We start from the raw sequence: 18,396 nt of genomic DNA, 5'->3' as shown, positions 1-18,396 counted from the left end.
CTAACACTGTATGCTGGCTCGTCTTCATTTAGGCTATCCGGGCACCTCCCCAATCCAACGCGCATATGATGACTCATGATTCCAAACCTGAGTATAGCGAGGCGATAGTTATGGAGGTTTCAACTCCGCTGCAATGGCACTCTCAGCTTGGCGACCCGACTGGGCAGCGAGCCGGTAAACCGCGTACGGCCGGCAAAACGATGGTGATTGACAAAGGTCTTGGACTACACGCGCTGGAGGATCTTCTGCAAACCGCCGGCCCCCATATGGATATGCTGAAAATAGGCTTCGGTACCTCTCCGCTGTATGAAACGACCTTGCTGCGCAAAAAAATAGAAATGGCCAAAGCGAGCGGCCTTCTCATTTATCCGGGCGGCACGTTTCTGGAGGTCGCAATTGTTCAGCAAAGCGTGGATCATTACATGGATATGCTGGCCTATCTGGGATTCAACGGTCTGGAAATATCTGACGGCACCATCGAGGTGCCGCGCAGTCTGCGCAGCGAGTTAATCCGCAGAGGGGTGGATTCGGGATTTACGGTAATTACCGAATATGGGAAAAAGGGCTGGGGATCGACTATCGAGCTGGAGGAGCTGATCGAGACCGTGCTGATTGACTCCGAGCTGGGGGCCGAGCTGGTAACCATCGAGGGAAGGGAATCCGGCCGGGGCGTAGGCATCTATGACGAGAAGGGCGACTGTAGGGACGAAGAGCTCGACCGGGTGCTCTCCCAGGTGCCGAGTCCCGATATCCTGCTGTGGGAAGCGCCGCATAAGGAGCAGCAGGTCCATCTGCTCAAGCGCCTCGGCCCGGGCATTCATCTGGGGAATATTGCTCCGGCCGAGGTCATCAGCCTTGAAGCGCTCCGGCGCGGCCTTAGATCGGATACCTTATCACAGTCAATGTGCGAGACGGCGAAGCCAATAGCTGCCATGCCCAGGAGGTTGCAGGAAGCTGCGGAGCCGGCTTGGTACTACCACATCTGATGAGACAGACTTACGGAACGAGGGGGTAGAGCGAACGTGCATATTCAAGTCATCTCCAGTGTCAATGAAGCCAGAGGAGACGATCTGCAGCATAAAACGGTAATCGTGATCGATGTGCTGCGGGCCACTTCGACCATCCTGAAGGCGATTGACTCCGGATGCATGCAGCTCATTCCTGTAGAAACGGTGAATCAGGCGAAAAACATGCAGCGGCCGGGAGAGCTGCTGGGCGGCGAACGCTTCTGCAAGAAAATTCCGGGCTTTGACTTCGGCAACTCGCCCTTGGAATATACGAGCGATCGCGTAGAGGGTAAAAGCATCATACTGACCACAACCAACGGCACCCGCGCCATTCAGAAGTCGTCCAAAGCCGCACATGTGCTGATAGGCAGTCTATTGAACGCCAGGACATGCGCGCGCAAGGCAGCTGCGCTGTCGGAAGATGTCGTCATCTTATGTGCAGGCACACAGGATATGTTCGCCCTGGAGGACGGCCTATGCGCCGGTCTGATCGTAGAAGAGCTGTTGAAGCTGGAGGCGGACGGCTGGCCCCGCCGTTCTTCCGCTGCAGGCACAGACGCAGTCACGATAGATGATTTCGGCCTGTCCATGCTGCTAGCGTACCGACACGCACGCGACAATCTGGAGGAAGCGCTTCTCTCCAGCTCGAACGGCAAAAGGCTGAAGAAGATCGGATTTCACGAAGACATCGTCTACTGCGCCCAAGTGAACGTGCTGGAGTACGCTCCGATCGTGCGCAACGGACGGCTTGAGGCCGAGATGCCGCTTCACCGCTAGCTTGTTCTAAATGGCAAACAGGCTCATACACTTATGAAGTAGATAAGTTAGGGACAAGGGGCACTGTGCCATGAATGGAGACATTTTGCTGGTTGCGCTCATTATTATCGGCTTGCTCGGTCGCTCGCATATTATTACGACGGCAGCCTGCGTGCTGCTGATCATCAAGCTGATCAGTCTGGAGAGGTTTTTGCCGAGCATCGAACGACGAGGACTAGAGCTGGGGCTGTTGTTTCTGACGATGGGGGTTCTGGTGCCGTTCGCCAGCGAGAAAATCTCGATCAAGGACGTTACCTCCATGTTCACCACATGGCCGGGTATCCTTGCTTTGCTGGGAGGCGCTATCGCCACTTATATGAACGGTAAAGGCTTGGAGCTGCTGAAAATAGACCCGCAAATGATTGTGGGCCTCGTGATCGGTTCTATATTCGGCATCATTTTCCTAAAAGGAATCCCGGTCGGACCGTTAATGGCCGCCGGGATTACCGCATTCTTATTGAAGGCATTTACCTTGTTCTTCGATAAGCTCCGCTAGACTAACGGCGGTCAGCCGGTCCTCCGACGAATACAGTCGAATCCGTATCCAAACCGTAAGCCGTGTGAAGCGCCTGGACAACCTCGTTCAGGCGTCCTTCGTTCTCGATGACGCAGGACGTCTTGATCTCGGACGTGCTCACCATCAGAATGCTGATCCCGAGATCCGAGATCGTCTCGAACATCTTGGCGGCGACGCCAGGCGTACTGACCATGCCGGCTCCGACGATCGACACCTTCACCAGATTGTTCTCCGAAGTAATCTCGCGGAAGCCTACGGAGCTGCGGATGCTTTCAAGGGTATTCAGGGCTTTGTCCAGATCGCTCAGCGATACGGTAAACGAGAAATCGGCGGAAACGTTCGTCACACCGCTCTGCACGATAATATCTACATCGATCTGGTCCTTGGCCAGCGCCGTGAATACCTTGGCGAGCTGCCCCGGCTTCTCCTCTACCCCCAAAATACTGATGCGGGCCACGTTTTTGTCGTAGGCGATCCCGCGGACCACAATTCCTTGCTCCATCGCTGCTTCCTCCTTCACGTTCGTGCCTTCATTATGATTGAAGCTGGATCTCACGACCAGCTGCACCTTATGGTTTTTGGCGTACTCGACCGCACGCGGATGAAGCACGGCTGCCCCGAGATTCGCCAGTTCCAGCATCTCGTCGTACGTAATTTCTTTCAGCTTGCGCGCGCACTTGACGATCCGCGGATCGGTCGAGTAGATGCCGTCCACGTCCGTAAAAATTTCGCACACATCGGCCTGGATCGCCCCGGCCAAGGCAACGGCCGTCGTATCGGAGCCGCCTCGTCCTAGCGTCGTGATCTCGCCTTCTTCCGACATGCCCTGGAAGCCCGCCACGATCACGATCTTCCGCTCATCCAGCGCCTGACGCACGCGGGCTGGCTGAATATCGGTGATTCTCGCTTTCGCGTGGACCGCTTCCGTATAGATGCCTGCCTGCCAGCCCGTGAAGGAAACGGCCGTCTCTCCGAGCATATGTATCGTCATAGCCAGTAAGGCCACGGAAACCTGCTCGCCTGTTGACAGCAGCATATCCATCTCCCGGGCCGGAGGCGACGTTGCGCCGATCCGCTTCGTCAGATCGATCAGATCGTCCGTCGTATCGCCCATCGCGGATACGACGACGACACATTGATGCCCCTCGCGGTGCCGCTCGACGATACGTCCGGCCACCCGCTTCATCCGTTCAGCGTCCCCTACCGAGCTTCCGCCAAATTTCATTACTATAAGAGCCAAGCTGCTCACTCCCTACACAAACTTTTGCATAACTAAGGATGAATTATACCATAAGGGCTGCTCTCATAGAAATAGACAATTGTCGAACTTTTTCAATTAGCTCAGTGAGGCCGCCAGCTTGCTTCCCAGCTGCCGGCACTGCTCCTTCTCTCCCAGAGACGGGCTTAGCTCAACCTTGAAGCCTTCCAGCTCTACCTCCGCGCCCAGCTCCTTCAGCTTATCGAGCAGCGTATCCACGGCGCCGCCGTAGACCGGGTACGAGGAATCCGCCGAGCCGAAAACAGCCGCTTTACGGCCAGCCAGACGGATATCGTCCATCTCTTCATAGAAATCAAGCATCTCGTCAGGCAGATCGCCATCTCCCCACGTATAGGCCCCGAGGATAATACCTGCATACTGCTCAAGCTCGGAGGCGCTGGCATCCAGCACGGATTTCAAAACAGGCTCGATGCCCGCCGATCTGACCCCTTCCGCGATCAGCTCCGCCATCTCCTCCGTATTTCCCGTCATGCTCGCATATACAATGATAATCGAACTCATGGCACCCTCCAATGTTCAGGGAGGCTTAGTCCCTTTTTCTATGATTAGCAGCGTAAGCAAGGGCTGTTACCAAATGAAGGCAGCCTCTTACTTCTCGATCATAGTTGATAATGATTATCATTGTCAACATAACTTTTTCACGATTACCCTCCTACTTCCTGAACCTAAAGAAAAGACCGTCCGGAAATTAATTCCCGAAGGGTCTTCCTTCATACGGTGCTATGAAAGCCTGTCGTTATGATCTTTTAAGATGAGTATACGAAAGAGGCTCTTGACCCAGGTTGATTTGGATATAATGCTCCACTTCGGGGAACGGATCGTAAAAGTGATGGAGCAGCTCCTTCCATTCCTGATATTCAGCGGAGCCCCGAAAGCCGACCGTATGATCCTTCAGCGTCTCCCATCGAACTAGCAGCACATATTTATTCTCGGTCTCTATGCACTTCTGCAGCTCGTGCTGAACATACCCCCTCATCGAGGAAATAAGTCGGGACGCCTTGCGGAAGCTCGATTCAAACTCACTGGCCGTACCGGGCTTGATCTGAAGAATAGCGACTTCCAATATCATGTTCTTCTCCCCTTCGGTCTAGGTTCTCTCGCTCTTGCCACTTGCCCCCAAAGCCGCCACGGCGTGGAAAAACAAATAGGTAAACGCCTGCACGAAAAATATCAGCAGCGTAAAGGCCAGCATAAACTTCCCGGACCTCTCGTCCGTGACGATCTGCTGCATATCTCTCAGGATGGACCCGGGATCGGATATCACATCCCAGCTGTTCCAGCGGATGAAGCGCCCGATATAGATCCCGATGCTGCTGATCCCTATCATCATGATGGCGCCGAGCCAGCCGTACCATCGCCCGATTCGGTCGCTTAGGAGCCTGTGAACGATGTATAAGGATAGGCAAAAAAGCATAAGCCCCAGCAAGCTGGTCGCAAAAGCCGAAATTAGACTGAGCCAGAAATCCGTATGCAGCCAAAAGGTCGTATAGGGATTGGGCTTAAAATACCTGAAAGCATGGATCATCTCCGTCACCAGGTAAGAGGCATTGGGCAGGAAGAAAAACCAAGCCGCTCCCACGACAAGCAATGTCAATCGACTTGCCCATACAGGTGCTCTGCCGACAACTTCCATGATAATCAAAGCTAGCATCAGAGGCACCCAGCCAAGAAAGATATCCCAGAGTAGGGAATTATACACGTTCGTCCCTGTTCTGAACCGCAAAAACATGCTGGTGCCAGCACAAAACACGGTTAAGGCCAACAGAACATGAACGGCCGGATACGGTTTCCATATACGTTTCTTCATGTTGCCTCCTTCTTGCACCCTGCATCGTTCGGCAGTTCTTTTTCTCACGAAACCTTATGCCGGCGCCGAAATGTTATTCGCTCCAGGTAGCTCGCGTATAGGCGATTCTCATGCCGATCCGCTCCATATTCCGCTGACTTGGCGATAGGAAAGCCGCTTGCGACACCAGTAACGAGCAGCCGCGCGCCTCAGCCTCCTCCCGCCTTCTTTGCAGAAGAGCCGAATGAATCCCCCGGCCGCGAAGCTCCGGCAAAGTTGCGGCAAACGTAAGCGATGCCGTAGTACCCTTCACATAAAGAACGCCGACTCCAGCCGGTTCTCCTTGATACAGCGCCATATAAAACAACCAGCCGGGCCGTCTCATCAGTACTCGGTTATTGTCCGCCACATAGGGAATGCCTTCATCCGGAAGTCCGGTGCCTCTGCAATGGATGGCGGCATAGGCTTGCGCCTCCGCTTCCGTAAGCGGCTTGATCTGAATATCCGAGGAACGGCTGGCAGGCTCGCAGGGCTCCGACAGATCCGCATACAACGACGTATGAAAGCCGGTCTGGCGCAAGCCAAGACTATGCAGCTTGCTTAACAGCGGGGCTCCCGCCCGGGTCGGTACGACTTCGATCTGCGGCTTGCGTCCGCGTGACTTATAGAACTTATAGATTTCCTCAAGCAGGGGAAGCTCCTCGTCACTGATTCCCTTTACGGTATTGAAGGCCGGCCAGCCCATCGTACGGCTGTAGAAGGCTTGAGCGTGACCGAAGGCGCAAAGCTCCACCCCTTCGGGGTTGCCCTCCCTTTCCCGTACGGCCGTCATCCGGTCAGTCATATAGTCAAGTTCCGACCGCTCGATCGCACGCAGCAGTGATTCCGTCAAGATGGCCATGCTTCTCCCCCTTACCGTTCGTGCTTCCTCTAAAATATACCATCCCGATTCATTTGTCATCTTCTCCTCAGGACAGGCTTCTCCCGGGCGAACGGTGTTGGACTTCTTCCAAGGATTTGATACAATAGATCCAAGGCCTCTGTTCCGCAGAGGCCTGTTCGTTCAACACAAGTTTTCTAATTCCATGAGGGAGGAAACAGTCATGAAACAGCCCGGTTTAAGCTTCGCCAAAGTGCGCACCAGACACATAGGAGGTGATATCTACTATGAACCCTAGCAGAGCCTTCCATCCGCTGCGGGAGCAGTACGTCCGGCAGCTTATTCAGCTTAGCGACGAGAGGAACCGCTTTCTCGACGTTTATTTTCCCGATTACGGAACCAGGCGCACTCAGATGGGCAAGCTTTTGTCTTCCTATACGCATGCCCTGGAACGAATGCTGGCAACGCCGGACGAGGCTTGGCCCGACATTGTGCTTATCGGGAGCCGCGTAACGATCACCTACCTTGAGGATAGTCTTTCCGATACCTTCACCATTGTGTTCCCCGATCAAGCCGATCCCGAGGAATACCGGATTTCATTCGTATCCCCTGTTGTAGAGAAGCTGCTGCTTCGTAAGGCCGGGGACGTGGTGACGGTGGAAACGAACCTGGAGACGTTTCATGTCCGTATCGAACAGATCTACCCTGCCGATGAGCCTGTAGCGGCCCCCAATGGAGGCAAGCGACTCGGGTCCTAAGAGCGACCTGCCGGCTTCCGCCGGAAATGTAACCCTTAATGCGACTGAACCTCATTCAAAAGCTTACGATAGCCGGGAGGCTCCTTGGCCTTCTAGATGCCTATCGGTAACATGTACTTCCGTTCCGAGCTTGTTTCGGAGCGATTTTCGATTTGGATATTTTTCGCGAAACTCCACTTTACCCGGCTGATCGTGCGCTGGCTATCGGCCAACATGCTGCCTCAGCTGCGGCAAGCTTACGATGATCATGACAAACATCGGCAAAGCACAAGAGTCTGCTCCCTGCCGTTCAATCTATGGCGGTGCTGCACGTACCGCTGCTGGCCCAGGATTCAGCTCCAGGCCTGATTATACAAACACCGAGATTAACATGGACACAATCACAATGATTAGCAGGACGACTAGAAAGGATACAATCATCCCTTTAATAAATTCACCTAAGCCGGTTTTCTTATCCGTAATGACGAACCGGCTTTTCAGCCATATCACCGCCAGCGTGACCAGGCTGATAAACGAAGCGAACCTGAGCAGTTGGATGATGTATTGCTTATCATTAGTCACATGGATGCTAAAGCCCCATATCCATCTGACGGTCGACGAATCCGGATCCGGGAAAATAACTAATCCGAGAAGCAGGCCTATCAGAAAGCTGTAGACCGCTCCTTTAACCAAGGTTTTTTCCATATCGAGCTCTCCTTGCTCAAGCGAGAACAAGCCGCACCCGGACGGGTAGCGGCTTGTTCTCGTGCGTTGGTGTATGGTGTTCTATGCTCTGGAGATATAGTCGCCTTCGCGGGTATCGATCAACAGGACGTCGCCTTCATTAATGAAGAGCGGAACTTGTACCGAAAGACCTGTCTCGACCTTGGCATGCTTTGTAGCGCCTTGAGCCGTGTTGCCCTTGATCCCAGGCTCTGTTTCGATGACCTTTAATTCTACGCTATTAGGCAGGTTGATACCCAAAATTTCGCCGTGATAGCTCATGATATTGATATTCATATTTTCCTTCAGGAAGTTCAATTCCCACTCGATCTGCTTCTCGTCCAGGCTGATCTGGTCGAAGGTTTCCGTATCCATAAACGTATGCTCTTGGCCGCTCGCATACAAATATTGCATCTGGCGGTTCTCGATATGGGCACGGCTGACGTTCTCGCCAGCGCGGAACGTCCGCTCAACAGTATTGCCGTTACGCAGATTTTTCAGCTTGGAACGGACGAACGCTGCGCCTTTACCCGGCTTCACGTGTTGGAAATCAATAACCGTAAACAAGTCGTTTTCTACTTCGATCGTCAAGCCTGTTTTGAAATCGTTAACTGAAATCACTTTTAAAAAACCTCCCTGAGATGTAACCCTTTATGAAATCACAACCAAGTCTTTGCTTGATTGCGTCAACCGCCGATTGCCGTTCTCCGTGATCACAATGTCATCTTCAATCCTTACGCCTCCGAAGCCCGGTAAGTAAATGCCCGGCTCCACTGTGACGACCATGCCTGGCTCCAGTATGATATTCCCCGTAGGGGACAATCGCGGCTCCTCATGGATCTCCATCCCGAGGCCGTGACCGAGACCGTGGCCGAAGTAATCTCCATAGCCGTGCCGCTTGATCACCTCGCGGGCGACAGCATCCGCTTCGCGGCCGGTCATGCCGGGCCGGATACGGGCCAGCGCCTCAAGCTGTGCCTCGAGTACGATGTCATAGATTTCCCTATGCTTGTCCGACGGCTTGCCTACGAAGAGCGTGCGCGTTATATCGGAACAGTACCCTTTATAATACGCGCCAAAGTCCAATTTGACAAACTCATCCGAACCGATGATTCTATCGCTCGCCTTCCCGTGAGGCAGCGCAGAACGCTCGCCTGAAGCGACGATCGTTTCGAACGAAGTGGAAGCGGCCCCGCCCCTGCGAACGAACAGCTCGATCTCAAGTGCAATATCGCGCTCGGCCAGGCCCGGCTTCAGCAGTCCCGCAATATGGTGGAAGGTGCGATCCGCCAGATCCGCCGCCTCTTGCAGAACGGCAATCTCCGTATCGTCCTTGACAAGGCGAAGCGTCTCGATCAGCTTGTCCGTGGGGACAAGCTCTATCCCGGCAAGAGCTTGGCCATAAGCCAGATAGGCGCCATACGACACATCCTGCTGCTCAAAGCCGAGCTTCCCCAGACCTTCCGTACCGAGGATAGATCTCACCGTGTCCATCGGGCTCGAAGCATGCTCCATCACCTCATAGCCGACAGCCTGCTGGGGAGCCTGCGTCATGTACCGGAAATCGGTCAACAGAACAGCACGCTGCCCCGTCACCAGCACATAACCCGCCGATCCGGTAAATCCGGTCATATAAAGCCTGTTCGTAGCATTCGTGACCAACAGAGCTTCTAATCCCTGCTGCTCCATCAATCCCCGAAGCCGATTCAATCGCACGCTTTGCATAGCTATCCCTCCGCACGGTTAACATAATGGACTAACGCCTGAAGACCCAGTTCATAGCTATCCGCGCCAAAGCCGGCAATTTGTCCGACCGCAACAGGCGCTATCACAGAAACATGCCGAAAAGCCTCTCGCTTATGAATATTCGAAATATGTACCTCAACGGCAGGCAAAGCGACCGTACTGATCGCATCGCGCAGCGCATAGCTGTAGTGGGTAAAGGCTCCGGGGTTGATAAGGATGCCGTCCTTCGTCCCGAAGGCGCTATGAATTTTATCGATCAGCTCGCCCTCGTGGTTGGACTGGAAGCATTCCAGACCGACTCCCAGGCTGTCGGCAAGCCGGTTCAGCTTATCCTCGATCGCCTGAAGCGTCAGCGTTCCATAAACGCCGGGCTCCCGAATGCCAAGCATATTCAAATTCGGCCCGTTTAGCAGCAATATTTGTTTCACCAGATCGTCCTCCTTACCGCAGACCAAGCATACGCTAAGCCATTTTACCATAGATTTCCCCGGTTTGAGAACTTTTTTTTGTTTTCATCCCGTGAACTCCGCTCAGGCAGGCTCCGGTTCTTTCCTTTCCTTCGAGTCGTCAGGCTCGCGGCTGCGCTCGTCCGTGAACTCGAAGCTGATCGAATAGCCGATAAACAATCCCCACAGGACGAACAGGCAAAACTCCGTTATTACCGTATTCAGCTCCATATAAGCAATCCACTTCGTCATGCCCGTTATCGGCCCGATGAAGAGAAATATGACGATCCACCACATGATCCCGTAGCCAAGTCCGTACCAGGGCCCCTTCGCCTTGGCCAGTATCAGCGCATACAGCAGAGAAGCGATAACCGAGAATAAAGTAAAGACTGCCCAGCCGATCCAGAAGCCCGCTTGCGAAAGCAGAAATTTGTGCAGAAAGAACGGCTCCAGCATAAATCCGGGCGGCAGCGATGTAAAATGGAAATAGTTTTGAATGATTTTGATCCCGCCCCATACGAGACCGGCAAAAAATCCGATATACAGCGCAAATGACCATTTGCCAGTCCTGACTGGCTTCCCATGGCTCCTCGACATGACCATACTCCCTTCCTTAACTCATTGTCGCCCGCATGTCTGCATAGTATGTACAAAACTTCATCCTATAAACAAGTAGCATTATAAGCTCCGATTCGTTACAATAAAAAAGTGTGCGGAGCACAAAGATGAATAATTAAAGAAGGTGCAGCGGTTTGTCGAATAATCAGCAGCAAGCGGTTTACGGCGGTCAAGCCGTCATCGAAGGCGTCATGTTCGCCGGGAAGACGGTTCACGTTACAGCCGTCCGCCGCAAGGATCAAACGATTCAGTATCTGGAAGTCCCCAAGAAAGAGATTCCATGGGTGCAAGCCTTGAAGAAGATCCCTTTCATCCGGGGAATCGTAGGCATTGTCGAGGCAAGCGCCAAGGGAGCGCAGCATCTTAACTTCGCCGCGGAGGTATTTGCCGAGGAAGAGGGCGAGGCTGCAGAGGAAAAGAAAGAAACCGTCGGAAGCCGGATCTCGATGATACTGGGCGTTGCCGTTATCGGTATTCTATCGTTCCTGTTCGGCAAATTCGTCTTTACGCTAGTCCCTACCGCTGTTGAGCAAGTGATCTTTGGCCGAATGTTCACGAATCAAATCGGTCATAATCTGATCGAAGGGCTGATCAAAATCATTCTGCTTGTCGGCTATATTTACTTTATCTCCCTAACCCCGATGATCAAGCGGCTGTTTCAATACCATGGGGCCGAGCATAAGGTTATCAGCGCTTATGAAGCGGGCATGGAGCTTACCGTTGAGAACGTGCAGAAGTTTAATACGCTTCACTACCGCTGCGGAAGCAGCTTTATCGTATTCACTGTGCTGATCGGCGTCGTTATTTATTCGTTCTTCGAATATAATTCATTTATCGAACGCATCGTACAAAGAATCGTCCTGCTTCCGCTGGTCATCGGCGTTTCTTACGAAGCACTGCGGTTTACCAATTCGCTGAGAGAGGTACCCGTTCTGCGCTATCTGGGTTACCCCGGTCTTTGGCTGCAGCTGCTGACGACCAAGGAACCCGATGATTCGCAAGTCGAGGTATCGATCGCCTCCTTCAACCGGATGCGTGAAATCGATCGTCAACTGGGTTAAATACTATCTAGGGCAAAGGAGGTCTCAAGGAATGAGAAACCGGAACAACACGATTGCTTATGTGATTTTCGGCCTAATCGCCATCGGTGTACTTGCCAGCCTGCTCATGAATCCCAGTGCATTCCTTTTACCGCTTCTTATATTTGGAGCTATCTTCTTCCTGTACAAGTTTCCTCCGAATACTTGGAATCGTCCTAAGCGGACGCCCCCTGGCAGCCGGTTTGCCAAAGGCAAGCGCAAAAACGCCACGTTCCGCGTGATTCCCGGCAATAAGGACAAGCAGGATGACCCGCCAAGCTACCATTAATGCCAAAAAAACTGGCCTCCTCGAGGTCAGTTTTTTTTGATTGTTTCTTTCGTTACCACGTTAACGGGTTGAACAGGAAGAGGTATCTGGCACACATGCGAATAATAATGCTCGGTGTACTCGCTGATTTTCCACTTGCTGAAAAATTTATCAGCGGCCTGCTTCCCGGCTTCGAACAGCTCTCTGCTTTGTTCCGGGGAAAGGTCGAAATCCGTCATGCCGATGCCATGAGTCGGAATCTTGACCGTTCGAAATCTATTGTTCTCTTGAATATAATAATCGTCATGCGCATCGAGCATCGTCGAAAATAAAGCCTTCAGCATGGAAAGCGGGCCGCGCACGGGATTAGGCTTGGCGGCTCCTCGGCCGACGAGCTGAAACCCAATTGTCGGTATCAGCTTCTCCGCCTTCGGAGGATCCGTTTGATCGAATAACCACAGCGGGAAGTTGCTGAGCAGCGCTCCATCCACGATATAAGCGAACTGATCGGCAAATGTAGCCCCTGGAGTCCGCACAGGCTTCTTCCTGCGGATAATGACCGGGTCGAAGAAATACGGGATGCTCGTGCTCATCCTGACGGCTTTGGCGACCATGAGCCTTTTCGGATCGATCCCAAACTGCTCGATATCATCGGGAAGCACCAGGAGCTTTCGGTCCGAGATATCGGACGCGATGATCCTGAGCTGCATCGGCTTTAGATCGCCAAAAGTCCGAATTCCTTTCGCAAGCAGCAGACGGTGCACCCAATGCTCCAGCGCCTCTCCGGAATAAAGCCCTTTTTTGATAAATAGACGAGCCATAGGACCGACTACTCTTGCATTAAAAATAGGAGCCCGCTGCAAAAAGGACTTAAAGGGCGTAGACTCGATAATATCCCGCAGCTCGTCGGCCCGGTAGCCTGCCGCCACCAGCGAAGCGACGATAGCTCCCGATGAAGTGCCCGCAACCTGATGAAAGGAATAGCCCAGCTTCTCCACCGTCGAAACGGCCCCAGCGAGTGCGATTCCCTTGACCCCCCCGCCCTGAAACACGGCGTTAATCTTCATACGCATCCCCTCTCCCCACCAGCCGAGCGACGCTTTCCGTGATTTATTGTATGAGGATACGGGTTGTACCTATGTCCGGCCCGAAACAACGAAAAAGCTTTGACCCTGTATGACGGATCAAAGCTTCTAGGCTTCTATATTATATATGAATGCGCTACTGAGCTATTCCGTTTCAAGCTCAGCCTTGAGCTTCAGCAGCTCTTCTCCCCGGGAAGCATCCCTGCGAAAGTATTCGACAAGCGTCTCGATGCAGGTGATCGAATCGGTACTCAGATGATGCTCGATCCCTTCGACATCCTTATAGATGTTCTCTTCCGCTACGCCGATCGTCGTCAGAAACTGCTCCAGCAGCTGGTGGCGGTCGACCAGACGCTTGCCGACCTTCTGTCCTTTGGACGTCAGCACCAGTCCCCGGTACTTCTCATAGATGAGGTAGTTATCCTTATCCAGCTTCTGAATCATCTTGGTAACCGAAGAAGGATGCACTTCCAGTCCTTCTGCAATGTCGGATACGCGCGCATAGCCTTTCTCGTCGATCAATTTGTATATTTTCTCCAAATAATCTTCCATACTCGGCGTAGCCATCTAGTATCCTCCTGTATTCCAAAACCGTAATCTTTGGACAATGGTAATCCGGTATGTACCCTTTATCGAAATTTCCAGGAGTCGAATATTCGCTCCTGCAGCAAGCTAAGGGGGCCGGATAAGCGTTACTAACTATATCATAGCCTTCCGGCGTAAAGCAAGTCCAGCCCTATATCAAGCAAAGGGAGGCGGATATCCGGCATGACAACCGAATTGCTGCCGCAGGTCCGGCAAACGCAGGTTTTTGTACCCGAGCTCGTATATTTCGAGCCGGCTGCTCTGGACTTCCCCAAGGGCAAACGAATCCACGAATGGGCCCTGCGCGAAGGTTTGCCGATTCGGATGACGACATCCCACAACCGGATCACCAATCTCCCGGGAGAAAGCGATCTGGAGAAATATCGGATCGCGAAGCGAACCCTTGTCGTCGGCATCCGAAAAACACTGAAGTTCGATACATCCAAGCCGTCGGCGGAATATGCCATCCCGGTTGCAACAGGCTGCATGGCGCACTGCCATTACTGCTATCTGCAGACAACCCTGGGCGCTAAACCCTACGTACGGGTTTATGTGAATACCGACGAAATCCTGGAACAGGCTCAGAAGTACATCGACGAACGGGCGCCCGAGATCACCCGGTTTGAAGCGGCCTGTACCTCCGATCCGGTAGGGCTGGAGCATATTTCCGGCTCGCTGAAGGAATATATCGAATTTATGGGCAAGCAGCCGCTCGGAAGACTCCGATTCGTCACGAAGTTTCATCACGTCGAGCCGCTGCTCGACGCCCGGCATAACGGCCATACTCGCTTCCGCTTCAGCGTAAACGCCGATTATGTGATCAAGCATTTTGAGCCCGCCACGTCGAGCTTTCAGGAGCGTATTACAGCAGCGGGCAAAGTGGCCAAGGCCGGCTATCCGCTGGGCTTCATCATCGCTCCGATCATCTGGCATGAGGGCTGGGAGGACGGCTATGCCGGTCTGCTGCACAAACTAAAAGAGGCGCTCCCGCAGGAAGCAACCTCCGATCTGACCTTTGAGCTGATCCAGCACCGCTTCACCAAAACCGCCAAAACCATCATTAATCAGCGCTATCCGAAGTCAAAGCTCGAAATGGATGAAGCGAAGCGGAAGTATAAATGGGGACGCTGGGGTCAGGGCAAGTACGTATATCCCGACGAGCAGGCGGACGCACTCCGGGAGTTTATCACGGAGCGCATCTTCGAGAGCTTCCCCGAGGCCCGGATCGAGTATTTTACTTAGCAGGCAAGGCTAGCCAATCCAGGCGGGCGTAATGCTCTGCAGCCAGATCGTAATGCGGGTCATCTGATCCGTGTAGAGCAGCAAGGCGATCACGACCATGACGCCCCCGCCCACCTTCATCATCAACGAGGAATACTTCAGAATCCATCTGGTCGATCCGATAAAGAAGGCCAGTATAAAGAACGGAATCGCGAAGCCGAGCGAGTAAGCGGTAATTAAGGGAAGCCAGGCGTTCGGCTCGCTGGCCGCCAGCACCAGCATCGCGGACAAAATCGGCCCTATACAAGGGGACCATCCGGCTGCAAAGCCGATCCCGATCAGCACGGAGCCCAGATAGCCGGCGGGCTTCGCTTTGATCTGCAGCTTGCGCTCCTTCATCAGCCACTGGGGCCGGAATATGCCGAGCAGGAACAAGCCCATAACGAAAATAAAGATGGCGGATAGCTGTCTTAATAGATCCCGATTGTCGAAGAAAGTTGTAGCGACCACATTCGCTCCAAGCCCGAGACTGTAGAAAACGATACTGAACCCGAGAATAAAGCACAGCGTATGCGTGATCAGCTTGAATCGGATTTCCTTCGAGTTTTGCCCATCCTTTAATTGTCCGACCGAGACTCCGGTTATGTAGGACAAGAATGACGGATACAGCGGAAGCACGCAAGGCGAGATGAAGGATATCAAGCCTGCCCACAACGCGATCCATACGTTCAATTCCATACTTCCCCCTCCTCCTTGCCTCCATCCCTTCTTAGGAACGCAGGCCTCTCTTGACGAACATGATGACGATCAGCATGGCAATAAGCATCAGCACGACCGTCGCGCCAGGCGCCAGATCCCAGATGCCCGCGGCGAACAGACCGAGCACGACAGCGGCCTCCGAAAACAGGATAGACCAGAAGATCGATCGTTTGAAGCTGCGGGCAACGAGCAGACTGCAGGCCACCGGAATCGTAAGCAGCGACGATACGAGCAGCGCCCCGACGATCTTGATCGCTACGCTGATGACGAGCGCCGTCAGCATCGTTATCATTATATTGTAGAAACGCAGTGGCAGACCGCTGACTCCCGCGGCGTCCTCATCGAAGAACAGCAGGAACATCTCCTTGTAGTTGATCGCCACGAATACCGTTACGAGTACCGCAACGCCCCCGACCACCCACAGATCCGTATTGTCCAGGGTATAGATACTGCCGAAGAAATAACTCATGACATTGATATTAAAGCCCCGTCCCAATGTAAAAAGAAGGGTCGCCAGCGCTACGCCTCCGGACATAATGATGGCAATCGAAAGCTCGGCATACGTCTTGTACGCTTTACGCAGCCGCTCAATGGCAAAGGAAGCGATCAGCGCGAACAGCAGCCCGACTCCCGTCGGATATACGTTGATCAGGAAGCCCAGCGCCACGCCCGCGATGGAGACATGAGCCAGCGTATCCCCGATCATCGACAAGCGCCGAAGCACCAGAAAAACCCCCATCAGCGGCGCAGTCAGCCCGATCAGAACACCTCCGATGAGCGCCCTTTGAAAAAAATATTCGGTTACGATATCCAAGTGGTTTCTCTCCCAAACTAAGACTATGCCCCGGCACTTTTGGTTCCGCCAAGCTGTGCTATGTCAATATTTCAGCGGTCTCCCGCAATTGCCGCATGGAATGGGACAAGTCCGTCTCGCGGCAGTTCTCGGGAGCATGCGTATGCTTGACATAGAAGCTAAGCCCTCCGTTGCGCCGCTCCGGCTCCGGTCCGATATACGACCGCACCATATCCAGATCATGGGACACCATCATAAAAGCAATATGATGATGCTCATGCATATGCCGGATCATCCGGAAAAAGCCAGCCTGCGTCTCGGCATCGATGCCGACCGTAGGCTCATCCAGGATGAGAAGCTCCGGGCTGTTCACGAGCGCGCGAGCCAGGAAAACGCGCTGCTGCTGCCCTCCCGACAATTGACCGATGCGCCGGTCAGCCAAATCTTCGATGCGCATCGCGTATAACGCATCGTCCGCCTTGCTGCGCTGGGCGGCGCTTAACCGTCGCAGCAGCGTTTTTTTGTTATACAGGCCGGAGGTTACCACCTCTCTCACGGTCGCGGGGAACAGCGGATTCAGCGCATTCTTCTGCGGCACATAGCCGATCCGCTCCCAATCGCGAAACGAGGACAACGGCTGCCCGAAGAGACGGATCTGGCCCTGGGTCGGCTTGAGCAGTCCAACGATCATCTTGAGCAGCGTCGTCTTCCCGGCTCCATTGGAGCCTACGACGCCGACAAAGTCCCTCTCCAGAACAGAGAAGCTCAGGTCCTTGATGACCGTTTTGTTCTCATAAGAAAAAAAGACGTCATCGATCGTTACGATCTGCTGATGACATCCGGAATGAGCATTCAATTCCATAAGCGAGGCTCCTTAGCGGTTCAGGTGTCCCTTCTATTTTAACGCTTTTATTAAATTATTCAAATTTTTCTCCATCTGCGATATATAATCCTCGCCTTGAGCCAGCTGCTCTTCCGTCAAGCCCTCGATCGGGTTGAGCACCAGCGTCTCGATACCTGCGTCTCGGGCTAATGTTTTGGCCATTTTATCCGATACGAGCTCTTCAAAGAAAATATAGCTCACTTGGTTGTCCTTAATAAATTGAAGAATTCCCTTCATCTCTTTGGAAGTGGGCTCGGCATCCGGGGACAGCCCCATAATCGCCTTCTGAGTCAATCCGTATTCCTTAGCCAGGTAAGCGAACGACTGATGAGTCACAACGATTTCCTTCTTCGATACGGTGGCGAGCTGTGAGGCATACTTGGCATGCAGCGCATCAAGCTTGTCGGCTAATGCTTTATAATTCGCTTCGTAATCCTGCTTATGGGCAGCGTCCGCCTCGACAAAAGCGTCCTTGATCGTCGCCGCCATTTGCTTGGCGTTGAGAGGCGACAGCCACACATGCGGATCGTGCGAGCCATGATCATGCGCAGCCTTGCTCTCCTCTTTGCCGTGGGCGTGCTCCTCCTCCTCGCCATGGCCGTGCTCCTCTTCGCCGCCTTCGAGCAGCTTGATGCCCCGGCTCGCTTCCACGACCTTGACTTTGGCATCCTTTCTCATGCTGTCGAGCGCATCGTGCACCCATCCCTCGAAGCCCGCCCCGAGATAAACGAACAGCTCGGCGTCGGTCATATGCTTGATATCCCGGCTCTTCGGCGACCAGTCGTGGGGCTCGACGCCCGTAGGGACCAGGTTGATCACATGCACATGATCCCCGCCGATCTCGGAGGCGAAGTTGTACAGAGGATAGAAGCTCGTCACGACATTGACCTTACCGCTGACCAGCCCCGATTTGGGTTGACCGCAGGCTGACAGCATTAAAGTTAAAGCCATAACGAGCGCAGCCGACCATATAAAACGTTTTTTAGAAGAACGCGACATGAATAATTCCCTCCACCATGAATGTAAATCGTAATAATTTTCATTTAACTAGGCTGATTATAAAGCTCTGCCCCCTACTTGTCAACGTTAAATGTAGTTTTTACGAAAAGACAAAAACACCCTCACGCTCCGGCGCGGTCTAACTCGCTCGGAGCGGAGGGCGTTTGGC

The 18,396-nt window shown here is 53.3% G+C and carries 23 protein-coding genes; 7 read left to right on the top strand and 16 right to left on the bottom strand.

Features of this window, described 5'->3' with window-relative positions; all coding sequences use genetic code 11:
* Positions 1-110 precede the first annotated feature (110 nt).
* The 3 genes from comA (at position 111) to GSF01_RS06520 (ending at position 2,319) form a co-directional block, all read left to right on the top strand.
* Complete coding sequence (gene comA / locus GSF01_RS06530) at positions 111-986, top strand: phosphosulfolactate synthase (RefSeq protein ID WP_159882217.1); 876 nt, start codon at positions 111-113, stop codon at positions 984-986.
* A 36-nt stretch (positions 987-1,022) separates the two neighbouring features.
* Positions 1,023-1,784: a 2-phosphosulfolactate phosphatase gene (locus GSF01_RS06525; protein ID WP_159882216.1), complete on the top strand. Its 762-nt coding sequence runs from the start codon at positions 1,023-1,025 to the stop codon at positions 1,782-1,784.
* Positions 1,785-1,854: 70 nt separating this feature from the next.
* A complete protein-coding gene (locus tag GSF01_RS06520; RefSeq protein ID WP_159882215.1) occupies positions 1,855-2,319 on the top strand; it encodes a DUF441 domain-containing protein in 465 nt (154 codons plus the stop codon).
* A 1-nt stretch (position 2,320) separates the two neighbouring features.
* Here the strand turns inward: GSF01_RS06520 and GSF01_RS06515 are convergent, their stop codons facing one another.
* The 5 genes from GSF01_RS06515 to GSF01_RS06495 form a co-directional block, all read right to left on the bottom strand.
* Entirely contained in the window at positions 2,321-3,580 is a 1,260-nt protein-coding gene (locus GSF01_RS06515; RefSeq protein ID WP_159882214.1) for an aspartate kinase, read from the bottom strand.
* Positions 3,581-3,676: 96 nt separating this feature from the next.
* Complete coding sequence (locus GSF01_RS06510; RefSeq protein WP_159882213.1) at positions 3,677-4,120, bottom strand: flavodoxin; 444 nt, start codon at positions 4,118-4,120, stop codon at positions 3,677-3,679.
* A 235-nt stretch (positions 4,121-4,355) separates the two neighbouring features.
* Positions 4,356-4,688: an antibiotic biosynthesis monooxygenase family protein gene (locus tag GSF01_RS06505; protein ID WP_159882212.1), complete on the bottom strand. Its 333-nt coding sequence runs from the start codon at positions 4,686-4,688 to the stop codon at positions 4,356-4,358.
* Positions 4,689-4,706: 18 nt separating this feature from the next.
* Positions 4,707-5,426, bottom strand: a complete 720-nt coding sequence (locus GSF01_RS06500) for a DUF1361 domain-containing protein (protein WP_159882211.1) — start codon at positions 5,424-5,426, stop codon at positions 4,707-4,709.
* Positions 5,427-5,499: 73 nt separating this feature from the next.
* Positions 5,500-6,306: a GNAT family N-acetyltransferase gene (locus GSF01_RS06495; protein WP_159882210.1), complete on the bottom strand. Its 807-nt coding sequence runs from the start codon at positions 6,304-6,306 to the stop codon at positions 5,500-5,502.
* Between the two features lie 266 nt (positions 6,307-6,572).
* Here GSF01_RS06495 and GSF01_RS06490 point away from each other — a divergent pair, with 266 nt between their 5' ends.
* Positions 6,573-7,043, top strand: a complete 471-nt coding sequence (locus GSF01_RS06490) for a GreA/GreB family elongation factor (protein ID WP_159882209.1) — start codon at positions 6,573-6,575, stop codon at positions 7,041-7,043.
* A 348-nt stretch (positions 7,044-7,391) separates the two neighbouring features.
* Here the strand turns inward: GSF01_RS06490 and GSF01_RS06485 are convergent, their stop codons facing one another.
* The 5 genes from GSF01_RS06485 to GSF01_RS06465 form a co-directional block, all read right to left on the bottom strand.
* Positions 7,392-7,727 (bottom strand): hypothetical protein, encoded by a 336-nt coding sequence (locus GSF01_RS06485; RefSeq protein WP_159882208.1) that lies wholly within the window; start codon positions 7,725-7,727, stop codon positions 7,392-7,394.
* 81 nt (positions 7,728-7,808) lie between these two features.
* Positions 7,809-8,366, bottom strand: coding sequence for an elongation factor P (efp, locus tag GSF01_RS06480; RefSeq protein WP_159882207.1), 558 nt, complete (start codon positions 8,364-8,366; stop codon positions 7,809-7,811).
* Positions 8,367-8,396: 30 nt separating this feature from the next.
* A complete protein-coding gene (locus GSF01_RS06475) occupies positions 8,397-9,470 on the bottom strand; it encodes a M24 family metallopeptidase (RefSeq protein WP_159882206.1) in 1,074 nt (357 codons plus the stop codon).
* 2 nt (positions 9,471-9,472) lie between these two features.
* Complete coding sequence (gene aroQ, locus GSF01_RS06470; protein WP_159882205.1) at positions 9,473-9,919, bottom strand: type II 3-dehydroquinate dehydratase; 447 nt, start codon at positions 9,917-9,919, stop codon at positions 9,473-9,475.
* Positions 9,920-10,021: 102 nt separating this feature from the next.
* Entirely contained in the window at positions 10,022-10,534 is a 513-nt protein-coding gene (locus GSF01_RS06465; protein ID WP_159882204.1) for a YqhR family membrane protein, read from the bottom strand.
* Between the two features lie 212 nt (positions 10,535-10,746).
* Here GSF01_RS06465 and GSF01_RS06460 point away from each other — a divergent pair, with 212 nt between their 5' ends.
* Both GSF01_RS06460 and GSF01_RS06455 read left to right on the top strand, forming a co-directional pair.
* On the top strand, positions 10,747-11,616 hold the full coding sequence (locus GSF01_RS06460; RefSeq protein WP_407945746.1) for a DUF1385 domain-containing protein: 870 nt from the start codon (positions 10,747-10,749) through the stop codon (positions 11,614-11,616).
* A 31-nt stretch (positions 11,617-11,647) separates the two neighbouring features.
* Positions 11,648-11,923, top strand: coding sequence for a hypothetical protein (locus tag GSF01_RS06455; protein WP_159882202.1), 276 nt, complete (start codon positions 11,648-11,650; stop codon positions 11,921-11,923).
* Between the two features lie 26 nt (positions 11,924-11,949).
* On the opposite strand, the gene GSF01_RS06450 is transcribed toward GSF01_RS06455, so the two are convergent.
* Positions 11,950-12,969: a patatin-like phospholipase family protein gene (locus GSF01_RS06450; RefSeq protein WP_159882201.1), complete on the bottom strand. Its 1,020-nt coding sequence runs from the start codon at positions 12,967-12,969 to the stop codon at positions 11,950-11,952.
* Positions 12,970-13,131: 162 nt separating this feature from the next.
* Positions 13,132-13,554: a transcriptional regulator MntR gene (mntR, locus tag GSF01_RS06445; protein ID WP_159882200.1), complete on the bottom strand. Its 423-nt coding sequence runs from the start codon at positions 13,552-13,554 to the stop codon at positions 13,132-13,134.
* Positions 13,555-13,755: 201 nt separating this feature from the next.
* On the opposite strand from mntR, the gene splB reads away from it, so the two are divergent.
* On the top strand, positions 13,756-14,814 hold the full coding sequence (gene splB / locus GSF01_RS06440) for a spore photoproduct lyase (protein ID WP_159882199.1): 1,059 nt from the start codon (positions 13,756-13,758) through the stop codon (positions 14,812-14,814).
* A gap of 9 nt (positions 14,815-14,823) precedes the next feature.
* On the opposite strand, the gene GSF01_RS06435 is transcribed toward splB, so the two are convergent.
* From GSF01_RS06435 to GSF01_RS06420, 4 genes are read right to left on the bottom strand one after another with little or no spacing between them, the layout of a single operon-like run.
* Positions 14,824-15,531, bottom strand: a complete 708-nt coding sequence (locus tag GSF01_RS06435) for a cytochrome c biogenesis CcdA family protein (RefSeq protein ID WP_159882198.1) — start codon at positions 15,529-15,531, stop codon at positions 14,824-14,826.
* Positions 15,532-15,562: 31 nt separating this feature from the next.
* Positions 15,563-16,366 (bottom strand): metal ABC transporter permease, encoded by an 804-nt coding sequence (locus GSF01_RS06430; protein WP_159882197.1) that lies wholly within the window; start codon positions 16,364-16,366, stop codon positions 15,563-15,565.
* Positions 16,367-16,424: 58 nt separating this feature from the next.
* Positions 16,425-17,207: a metal ABC transporter ATP-binding protein gene (locus tag GSF01_RS06425; protein ID WP_159882196.1), complete on the bottom strand. Its 783-nt coding sequence runs from the start codon at positions 17,205-17,207 to the stop codon at positions 16,425-16,427.
* 33 nt (positions 17,208-17,240) lie between these two features.
* Complete coding sequence (locus GSF01_RS06420) at positions 17,241-18,227, bottom strand: metal ABC transporter substrate-binding protein (RefSeq protein ID WP_159882195.1); 987 nt, start codon at positions 18,225-18,227, stop codon at positions 17,241-17,243.
* Between the last annotated feature and the right edge of the window lie 169 nt (positions 18,228-18,396).

Source organism: Paenibacillus puerhi (genome assembly GCF_009846885.1).
In the GTDB taxonomy this organism is placed as follows: Bacteria; Bacillota; Bacilli; order Paenibacillales; family NBRC-103111; genus Paenibacillus_G; species Paenibacillus_G puerhi.
This window is presented reverse-complemented; position numbering and strand designations above follow the sequence as displayed.

Excerpts from the sequence above, each read along its gene's own strand:
- GSF01_RS06485 (WP_159882208.1), bottom strand. The coding sequence starts at position 7,727 with ATGGAAAAAACCTTGGTTAAAGGAGCGGTCTACAGCTTTCTGATAGGC.
- GSF01_RS06495 (WP_159882210.1), bottom strand. The coding sequence starts at position 6,306 with ATGGCCATCTTGACGGAATCACTGCTGCGTGCGATCGAGCGGTCGGAA.
- comA (WP_159882217.1), top strand. The coding sequence starts at position 111 with ATGGAGGTTTCAACTCCGCTGCAATGGCACTCTCAGCTTGGCGACCCG.
- GSF01_RS06520 (WP_159882215.1), top strand. The coding sequence starts at position 1,855 with ATGAATGGAGACATTTTGCTGGTTGCGCTCATTATTATCGGCTTGCTC.
- GSF01_RS06435 (WP_159882198.1), bottom strand. The coding sequence starts at position 15,531 with ATGGAATTGAACGTATGGATCGCGTTGTGGGCAGGCTTGATATCCTTC.
- GSF01_RS06510 (WP_159882213.1), bottom strand. The coding sequence starts at position 4,120 with ATGAGTTCGATTATCATTGTATATGCGAGCATGACGGGAAATACGGAG.
- GSF01_RS06500 (WP_159882211.1), bottom strand. The coding sequence starts at position 5,426 with ATGAAGAAACGTATATGGAAACCGTATCCGGCCGTTCATGTTCTGTTG.
- GSF01_RS06475 (WP_159882206.1), bottom strand. The coding sequence starts at position 9,470 with ATGCAAAGCGTGCGATTGAATCGGCTTCGGGGATTGATGGAGCAGCAG.
- GSF01_RS06425 (WP_159882196.1), bottom strand. The coding sequence starts at position 17,207 with ATGGAATTGAATGCTCATTCCGGATGTCATCAGCAGATCGTAACGATC.
- splB (WP_159882199.1), top strand. The coding sequence starts at position 13,756 with ATGACAACCGAATTGCTGCCGCAGGTCCGGCAAACGCAGGTTTTTGTA.
- GSF01_RS06465 (WP_159882204.1), bottom strand. The coding sequence starts at position 10,534 with ATGTCGAGGAGCCATGGGAAGCCAGTCAGGACTGGCAAATGGTCATTT.
- GSF01_RS06455 (WP_159882202.1), top strand. The coding sequence starts at position 11,648 with ATGAGAAACCGGAACAACACGATTGCTTATGTGATTTTCGGCCTAATC.
- GSF01_RS06490 (WP_159882209.1), top strand. The coding sequence starts at position 6,573 with ATGAACCCTAGCAGAGCCTTCCATCCGCTGCGGGAGCAGTACGTCCGG.
- GSF01_RS06505 (WP_159882212.1), bottom strand. The coding sequence starts at position 4,688 with ATGATATTGGAAGTCGCTATTCTTCAGATCAAGCCCGGTACGGCCAGT.
- GSF01_RS06450 (WP_159882201.1), bottom strand. The coding sequence starts at position 12,969 with ATGAAGATTAACGCCGTGTTTCAGGGCGGGGGGGTCAAGGGAATCGCA.
- mntR (WP_159882200.1), bottom strand. The coding sequence starts at position 13,554 with ATGGCTACGCCGAGTATGGAAGATTATTTGGAGAAAATATACAAATTG.
- GSF01_RS06420 (WP_159882195.1), bottom strand. The coding sequence starts at position 18,227 with ATGTCGCGTTCTTCTAAAAAACGTTTTATATGGTCGGCTGCGCTCGTT.
- GSF01_RS06460 (WP_407945746.1), top strand. The coding sequence starts at position 10,747 with ATGTTCGCCGGGAAGACGGTTCACGTTACAGCCGTCCGCCGCAAGGAT.